At 49.6% G+C, this 8,498-nt stretch carries 7 protein-coding genes and 1 pseudogene; 2 read left to right on the forward strand and 6 right to left on the reverse strand.

Annotated elements, in window-relative coordinates:
- Positions 1-108: 108 nt before the first annotated feature.
- The 5 genes from JK231_RS24040 to JK231_RS24060 all read right to left on the reverse strand — a co-directional run bounded on the left by JK231_RS24040 (position 109) and on the right by JK231_RS24060 (position 3,390).
- Complete coding sequence (locus JK231_RS24040) at positions 109-486, reverse strand: PIN domain-containing protein (RefSeq protein ID WP_211729796.1); 378 nt, start codon at positions 484-486, stop codon at positions 109-111.
- The gene (locus JK231_RS24045) at positions 486-689 is read right to left on the reverse strand and encodes a type II toxin-antitoxin system VapB family antitoxin (RefSeq protein WP_034830833.1); all 204 of its coding nucleotides are present in this window, start codon (positions 687-689) and stop codon (positions 486-488) included. Before JK231_RS24045 ends, JK231_RS24040 begins: the two co-directional genes overlap by 1 nt.
- A gap of 337 nt (positions 690-1,026) precedes the next feature.
- A complete protein-coding gene (locus JK231_RS24050) occupies positions 1,027-2,103 on the reverse strand; it encodes an oxidoreductase (RefSeq protein WP_211729797.1) in 1,077 nt (358 codons plus the stop codon).
- Between the two features lie 18 nt (positions 2,104-2,121).
- Positions 2,122-2,865, reverse strand: coding sequence for a DeoR/GlpR family DNA-binding transcription regulator (locus JK231_RS24055; RefSeq protein ID WP_097119716.1), 744 nt, complete (start codon positions 2,863-2,865; stop codon positions 2,122-2,124).
- Between the two features lie 270 nt (positions 2,866-3,135).
- On the reverse strand, positions 3,136-3,390 hold the full coding sequence (locus JK231_RS24060) for a hypothetical protein (RefSeq protein ID WP_211729798.1): 255 nt from the start codon (positions 3,388-3,390) through the stop codon (positions 3,136-3,138).
- Positions 3,391-3,507: 117 nt separating this feature from the next.
- Between JK231_RS24060 and JK231_RS24065 the strand changes: the two are divergent.
- Both JK231_RS24065 and JK231_RS24070 read left to right on the forward strand, forming a co-directional pair.
- Positions 3,508-3,735 (forward strand): annotated as a pseudogene (locus JK231_RS24065) (GMC oxidoreductase); the annotation flags it as partial.
- A 10-nt stretch (positions 3,736-3,745) separates the two neighbouring features.
- Positions 3,746-5,056 carry a c-type cytochrome gene (locus JK231_RS24070; RefSeq protein ID WP_211729799.1) on the forward strand — a complete coding sequence of 437 codons (1,311 nt, stop codon included), beginning with the start codon at positions 3,746-3,748 and terminating at the stop codon, positions 5,054-5,056.
- Positions 5,057-5,132: 76 nt separating this feature from the next.
- Here JK231_RS24070 and JK231_RS24075 read toward each other — a convergent pair whose 3' ends face one another.
- Positions 5,133-6,665: an FAD-dependent oxidoreductase gene (locus JK231_RS24075; protein WP_211729800.1), complete on the reverse strand. Its 1,533-nt coding sequence runs from the start codon at positions 6,663-6,665 to the stop codon at positions 5,133-5,135.
- Between the last annotated feature and the right edge of the window lie 1,833 nt (positions 6,666-8,498).

Below are 8,498 nucleotides of genomic sequence, written 5' to 3' on the forward strand. Positions count from 1 at the left end.
TATCGGAACGCGTATGGTTGTAGTTGAATATGGTGTTGTTAGCGACCGCGAAGGCGGGTTCATCTCGCTATGATTGTGCGGGCGGGATAACTTACGATGAAGTTAACGTTAGTGAACAGGCTGATAACCTACATTAAGATGATTGGCTAACTTGACGAGCCGTTTATCAAGCGTCCAGAGCGTTGCTCCGGGGGTAATGAGAGCAGATGCAAGCAAGGTGATATCCACCAGGCCACAGCCGTGTCCGTACAGCATTTTATTTTCAATAAATGCCATCACCTCACTCATGCTGGCTTGGTGGCATTGCGGTAACAAGTTCAGGTCACGGAGTGTGCGCACGCGGGGCGCTGGCGGAGTGCCGCAGGCAAGTTCTCCAATCACCATTGGATGAATCAATATCAGGTCCCCGCTCAGTAACCGCACTAACTCTTCATTTCTGTTTTTGAAATGATCTACCCAGACAGATGTATCAACCAGAATGGACATTATGCAGACGGTTCCTCGCGACGGCGGGGAATGCTTTCCATTTCAGGCGCTGCGCCACCCAATGAAGCAAGGCGCTTTGCCGCTTGTACCCGAACAAACGTTTTCATCGCTTCACGGAAAATATCAGCCTTGTCCATATCTGGATCGGCCATATCCAGAGCCTGAGCATACAGCACATCATCAATCGTCACTGTAGTACGCATCTCGCCACCTCATATGATTCACAAACTGATGTCATCATGCATCAAAATATGAATCAGGTCAATTTCTCACTGCGATGATGACTTGGGTAAGAAGCGAGCAACATCGATGGCAATGATGATCGTAGCTAAGCGTGCATGCATTTCACCAAATTTCATCCTTCATTGCCCTGGATAAAATCTTGCGAAGACGATCAGGACATCAATCGCGCTGCTATCGGAGATGTGAGATTCCATTGCGGCACGATTGATTCCATGAATGACAGGCTTGCCAGAGGCTTCTAATCCGCTGGCAGGCTTCTACCAGCGTATAAAAGCTTGTCCGTAAAGCCCCGCCCGGCTAACTCAGTTGATAAAACGCACCAGCTTCCGCTTCACTCAGCGCGAGTTTCTGCACCGTACCGGTCTCTGATGAGCGCACTGCCGCTTCAATCACCGCCATGACGGCAATCGCCTGAGCGGGAGAAACTGGATTAGCCTGCTTGCCCGCCAGCGCATCACGCACCTGGATGTAGTACTGACGCTGGTCGCCTTTTGGCGTTTTGAGTGACGTGACCTGCAGATTACTGTCAAACACCATCAAATCATCCTGATCTTCGCCCCAGGTCGCGGAACCCGGTTCGATGCCAGCAATCAGTTGCGCTTCCTGCTGGTCGGCTTTGGGTTTAACCACGCTGCCTTTGTCCCCGTGAACGGTAAAGCGTGACACGCCACCCGCGGCGAGCATGCTGGCATGCAGGATCACTTTATGCTCAGGGTAGCTGAGCGTGACGTGTGCCCAGTCATTGCTTTTTCCGCCATGACGCAGGACGGCGATGTCACCAGAAACGGTTTCTGGCAGTCCGAACAGCTGCAGCGCCTGGTCGATGATATGAGGCCCAATGTCGAACCATAAACCACTGCCAGGAATATCGTGTTCTCTCCAGCGGTCGCGCACTTCCGGGCGGAATCGGTCGATGTGAGACTCGAAATGTTTGACCTGACCGATCGCGCCAGAATCGATGACCTTTTTTACCCCCAGGTAATCGGTATCCCAGCGGCGGTTTTGAAATACTGAGAGCAGTAATGTCTTCTCACGGGCCAGTGCCGCCAGCTCTCTGGCCTCTGCCAAATCCAGCGTAAAGGGTTTATCCACCACCACATGCTTACCGGCATTCAGCGCCAGCTTCGCCAGGGGTGCATGAGTCGCATTGGGCGAGGCGATCACCACCAAATCAATATCAGCATGCTGGATGGCCGCTTCCGGGGAGTCGAGAACGATGACGTCAGGCAGGTCCTTTTTGACCTTCTCCTCACTGCCAGACGAAACAACATGCAGCTTCAAACCGGGAACGGATTGAATTAAAGGTGCATGAAATGTTTTACCGACAAATCCGTAGCCGATGAGGGCGACGCGAATCTCTTTCTGAATACTCATTTCTGACTCCTCTTGCCATTAAGAATGTGTGATGTTGACCTGTGTAGCGTCGGTGACGTCAAACTCGCTCCAGGGCGCATCAAGGAAAAGTTGATGGATATCGGTGAGCGGTGCGACCAGATAGGGTTCACAACGGTTGAGCTTCATATGATCGGCCACCACCCAGTGTTCGCTGCTTGCCGCCAGCATGGCGCGCTTCACCTCAGCGTCACCCTCCTGGCTGGCACTCAATCCAAACCGGGCATGCAGCGCACAAGCCCCCAGAATGGCGATGTCGGCACGATACTTTTCAAGCAGAGATAGCGTGGCGCTGCCGGAAAAAAGCCGTTGTTGCTTGTCCCATTTGCCGCCCAGAAGAATGAGTTCGACATCCGGCTTATCACTGAGGTGATGGGCAATATCCAGTGACGTAGTGATGACCGTTGCTGGGCCTTTTAGCAACGTGGCGACCGCCAGCACTGTGCTGCCCGCATCCAGAAACAGCGTGGCACCTGCCGGTATTTTTTCCGCTACCTGCCTGCCAAGTTCAATTTTGACATCGGGAATCAGTGCGCTGCGCTGGTGGCGATTCATCACTGACAGATCCAGTGCCACGGCTCCACCATGGTTTTTCTGCGCCAGACCCTGTTTTTCCAGATCGGCCAGGTCGCGACGCACGGTATCCGCAGAAACCTGCAACTTTTCAACAAGCTGCCCAATTCCCACCTGCCCTTGTTCAAGCAGCAATTCCATCAATAATTTTTGTCTGGCTGTTTTATGCATGTCGGTCTCAAAGCCGCAAAATATTGCAATATGCAGCAGAATACAGCATGATGGGTGCGGTGAATACCGCTCTCTGCGAGTGGATACAAGCAATGCATTACCTGAACTGAAGAACGGTGCCGAGATAGCACCCGACAGGGGGGATGTTAGGATGCTGTAATGGCTTCCACTGCTGTGAGAAATGATTAAAAACAATTAGCCGTGTTACGAGTGACATAATCCGGCTATCGATATTGTGCAGACAAGCGAGCGTGCTTTCGCTTTTCTCAACTAAAGCAGAATGACCTGCTTACCACTGAAATTGCGATGCTGCAGAGCCAGCAGTTGCGCCGGAAGCTGTTCCCATGCGAAGTGCAGTAACGACTCGCTTTGCAGTGTGCCCTGCGCAATCTGCCTCAGCATCTGTTCTCCCTGCTGCGTGAGTCTTTGCCATTGCTGTGCATTACCATGCTGGTGCAGCGCGCCGAGCGCCACTTCATGCAACGACAACGCACAACCAAACGCCGGATTCGGCCACTCTTGCACCCGTCTCTGAATGCATACCAGATGCCCATTCGCCATCATTACCGTTTTACGGGTGCCAAAAGCTGGGAGACCGAAGCCTTCCCGGATAAACACAACTCCCCGTTCCGCGCCTATGACAGCTCACACACTATCGGTGGTGCTGTCATGGGGCTCGACCCAAATACGTCGGTGCTTAACCGCTAACAGCAACACTGGGACGCGCACAACCTGTTTGTACTGGGTGCATCGTCGTATCCCAACAACGGCGGCTATAACGCCACTATCACCTTGAGTGCGTTAACGCTGTGGACCGCGCACGCCATCGTCAATGACTACCTGAAAAATCCAGGTTCACTGGTACCCTAAGGAGAAAATCATGGCAAAAACATTACGTCGTGCCGGATTAACGCTTGGCGCTATCGTAGTTCTGGGCGCTATCGGCTATACCGCGCTGGTGCAGTATGGACTGCATAAATCGTATCCGCAGGCATTGCAGCCAGAGAGTGGCGCGGCTTTACAGGATCAAATTAAACGCGGGGAATATGTTGCACGCTTATCCGACTGCACAGCATGCCATACTGCACAAGGTGGTCAGGCTTTTGCCGGAGGCTATCGACTTGAAACACTGTTTGGTGCCATTCTTTCATCTAACATCACTTTGGATAAAGAAACCGGTATCGGCAACTGGACGCAGGAACAGTTTGATCGGGCGGTTCGTCATGGGGTGGGGTCGCATGGATATCTGTACGCCGCGATGCCTAACAACGCCTATGCGAAATTAACCGATCGCGATCTGACAGACCTGTGGGCTTACATCCGCACGATTCCGGCAGTGAAGAACGAGGTGGTCAAGAACCAACTGCCCTTCCCATTCAACCAACGCTGGACGCTGGCGGGTTGGAATCTGATGTTATTTGATGATGCCGTGTTTAAACCTACACTTAATAAAAGTGCGGAAATTAATCGGGGTGCCTATCTGGTTGATGGCCCGGGACACTGTGCCGCTTGCCATACGTCTAAGAATCTGCTCGGCGGCGATAGCAACAGTTACTTGCAAGGCGGCACGCTGGAAGGCTGGCATGCGCCTGATCTGACGCCCAATCCGCATGTCGGCCTGGGCAGCAGGAATCAAGGTGATATCGTCAGCTATCTGAAATCCGGTACGAACCGTTTCACCGCTTCATCCGGTCCAATGACGGAAGCGGTTGAAAACTCCACTCAGTACATGACCGATGATGATCTCCGAGCGATTGCCAGTTATCTGCAATCCTTGCCAGCATCATCAGGTGTGCAACCCGCTCCTGTTGCAGCATCTGATACTGCAATGATCGTCGGCAAAAAGGTATATGAATCGCAGTGCAATGCCTGCCACGTTTCCAATGGCTCAGGCATCCGAAAAATGATTCCGACACTGGCGAATAATCCGCAGATGAATTCTGCTGATCCCTCCAGCCTGCTGAATGTTGTGCTTAAAGGGAGTCAGGGACCGCTGACCCATGCCAATCCAACGGCCGCCGGGATGCCGGACTTTGCCTGGAAGTTGTCAGACAGCAATATTCCCGATGTGATGACTTACACCCGCAATAGCTGGGGCAATGCTGCCGCGCCAGTCACCAGTGATATGGTGGCGAAGGCACGAGCGAATTTGCAGTCTAAATCATGGGCAGGAGGAAGTCAGTCGCAGTAATACCAACGCCTTGCCATGTTGTGGCAAGGCGTTTTTTTTGGAATATGGTCTATAAATCGCTGGGTGATAATGATCATCATCTCAATAACAGGGCTCGCTGTATTCCAGTGCGACTGACATAAGCTGAAAGACGCTCTGCATGTCTTTCAGTGACCACCAGGCCGATATAGCCATCCGGTCGAATCAGGTAAGCGGTGTCCTGTTTAAATCCTTTTTTCTCAAATACATCCTGCCAGGGGAAGACATGCCATTCCACGCCATGGCGATCGCACCAGTTCCTGACTTCTTCAGTGGCTGTACCGTAGATGTGTAATTGCCAGACTATCTTTCTCAGTAATGCATAATTGTCTGTCTCACCCATAGCGATATACGGTAAGCGATCGCCCGCACTTATCTCTCCCGCTTTTCCCTCACTTAAAGGACTGTCCGGATAGCTCATCGTCGTTTGTGAGATGACGCGGAAAAGGTATTCTCGTACGCGTCCATATTGATAGGCCTGACTGGCGATCGCTGGTGCAATGTGCGTACGCACAAAATCTGCGAACCCGCCAGCGGTAGTGATGAAGGTGAAGACCTGGTCTGTGGTCTTTACCAGTTGGTGAGCGAAGCCCTTGCGCTCCGCCTCATAACTATCAAGCAAGATTTCAGGGGCCTGCTCCTTGATCACCGCAGCCAATTTCCACGCAAGGTTTATCGCATCGGCAATGCCGGTATTCATCCCCTGCCCTCCCGCCGGGCTATGGACGTGTGCTGCATCCCCCAGCAGAAATGCACGACCATGTCGAAAATGATTGGTTACCCTGTGATGGACACGGTAGGTAGAAAACCAGTTTACCTGTTTGATACTGAGCCCTAATCCGCTGATGGCCCTTTGGCTGACATCGTCAAAAGAGTGTTGCTGCTTATCCCCTTCCTCACTTTCAACAGTGCCGATCAAACGATATTGATGCTCCGGCCCATAGGGCATCACCAGGACAAAATCAGACTTGTCGAAGGCAATGTGTCCCTCATTCGCGGGTGTCACTCCACTGGCCAATACATCTGCAACGTAAAAGAGATGGTTGTAAGTACCGCCTTCGAAGTCACTACCAATCTGATGACGCACCGGGGAATGCGCACCATCACAGCCTGCAAGATAGGTGGCAGTGCAGGTTTCTGTCTGCCCTGTAGGTGTTTTGATCGTGGCAACAATCTGTTCGCCTTCTTCCCTGAACGACATGAATTCTGTTTGTCGTTCGACGACAACACCTGCAGTTTCCAGACGGGTGACCAGCAGTTTTTCATGTCTGTCCTGGGGTAAGACAAGCACGAACGGATACGGAGAAATGTCCTTTCCGGCATTCTCCATGGGAATGCGCGCCCTCGTTTTTCCCTTCGCCCACATATTCATTGCTGGCATTTTGTAGCCTGCTTCGATGGTCTCTTCAGCCATATCCAACTGTCGATAAAGTTCCAGCGTGCGTGCCTGAACGGCCATTGCTCGTGATGTCTCACCCGGTCCCTGACTCTTATCGATGATTCGAACTGACACGCCTTGTCGGGTGAGCCAGAGTGCCAGCACCAAACCAGTGGGCCCTGCTCCAACGATGAGTACGTCGATATTGTTCATAGGACTATCCGACTGTGGGGTGAGTTAAAAAGGAACGTCATGGTGAGCGCGTAAGGTTAGTGTGATTTACACAGCTCAATGCAAAGTATAATTGTGCTTGATTGAACTAGGCGTGCTTTTGCTCACTGTCTTCCGCACGCACTGAGTAAAGCATTCTTACCGGCAGTAGAGGGGCGCTCTGCCCTTCCGGGCTCGCTGTCATGAGTGTTGATGCTTTAAGCTTGGAATGACATTGTCACCTTTCAAGTGGATTTTTCACCGTCCTGAAAACGCTATAAGGTAGTGTATTAAGAGAAATTTTCTGAAATTTTCAGGCTGAAAATCACCATGAATTATTGATTGGTGGTGAAGGCAGTGATAGTGATGGCGCTTAGGATGGTCTGGACGCTATTTTCATATGCCCATGTGAGTTATGACGATGGTATTTCTGCATAACGCATTTCGTGTCGTTCATCTCATTGAAGCTGATTCTGGTAGAACTCCAGGATAACGATTACACCTAAGCGACAGTAGGTAATTCGTTATCCTCCAATTTCCGCGCAATGCGACTTTTATGCTAAAACCAGCATTTAAGCCTTCTCCAGATTTCTCCTCGTTTATATCACCAGTAGGTGTGATTAATGGCATCTGATAACTACATGTAAGGGTCAGTTGCACATTGGGTGAATGATCGGCACCCAATGCTGCATTGAGAATTGGTCAAATAGGTAAATTTTGTCGAATTGTCTGGGTCGTTGAAAACGGAGGAATTTGTCAAAAGTAAGACGCTGGACGCTGGACGCTGGACGCTGGACGCTGGACGCTGGACGCTGGACGCTGGACGCTGGACGCTGGACAATGCAGTATTACCATTAATAACCTAAAGTGAAGTAAAAACCCTTCAACTTAATGATTTTCACACCACCGAAAAATCAACTTAAGATGTTGAATAATAACAGATAATTACACTTTTTCAGGCTGAAAATCACCATCCAGTTAGCCAAATTTAAACATTTTCCTGCATAGTGTGTGTTACTACCTTGGCTTCAACCTAATCTAAGGTTGAAATCTTTTACGTGCTCAATGCTACATGCAGCTCAGAAGTTTCGAGAGCTAATTGTTAACACCTAAATATCTAAATTTATCTACATTCTTAGATAAATGTTCACTATTACAGTTCTTCTCTCAATTAGATTACGTGCATTATACTTCTCAGATTCAGGTGTCAGGTGTCAGGTGTCAGGTGTCAGGTGTCAGGGTTGATAAAAGTCTTCAATTAAATCCTATTCAAGTTAACCGTAAGGCAATCCCAGTTTGAACCAACAGAACATTTCTGATTCTGAAAATCGAGTTTTAGATGTACTTACGTAATGTTGTGCGCAAATTATTTTGTACACCGCAAAATCAACGCGAACTCGAATAATAAAAGCCTCGAGCCTTATCGACAGATTTTAATTCATACAAGGTGTGGTGTGGTGTGGTGTGGTGTGGTGTACATTGAAACACACGTTACCACAATGGTGGCAATAATAACGCCACAACCCAATAAATTTTTATTGTTACTTGGATTAATCAGATCATGAGTTAGAACGTTCATACACTGAATTATTCTGAGGAGCGTGTTTGAAAACATGATGCGGAGAAGAAGTTCACATCATTGATGTGAGCTAAATGTGTAGTAGATGTACTTTGAAATTATAATGTTTTTAAAATTCATTCAGTGTTTGGCGAGTGAATAAATTAGTGAAAATGACTGCGCACCAACATTAGCTACTTTTTTAAAAGTGCGGTCACAGCTTGTAGCGCATAATTTTAATGAACAGCGTTAAATGCTGTCTCTTATACCCACTGTCT

Origin of the sequence: Pantoea sp. JGM49 (assembly GCF_018257655.1) — a bacterium.
GTDB lineage: Bacteria > Pseudomonadota > Gammaproteobacteria > Enterobacterales > Enterobacteriaceae > Pantoea > Pantoea communis.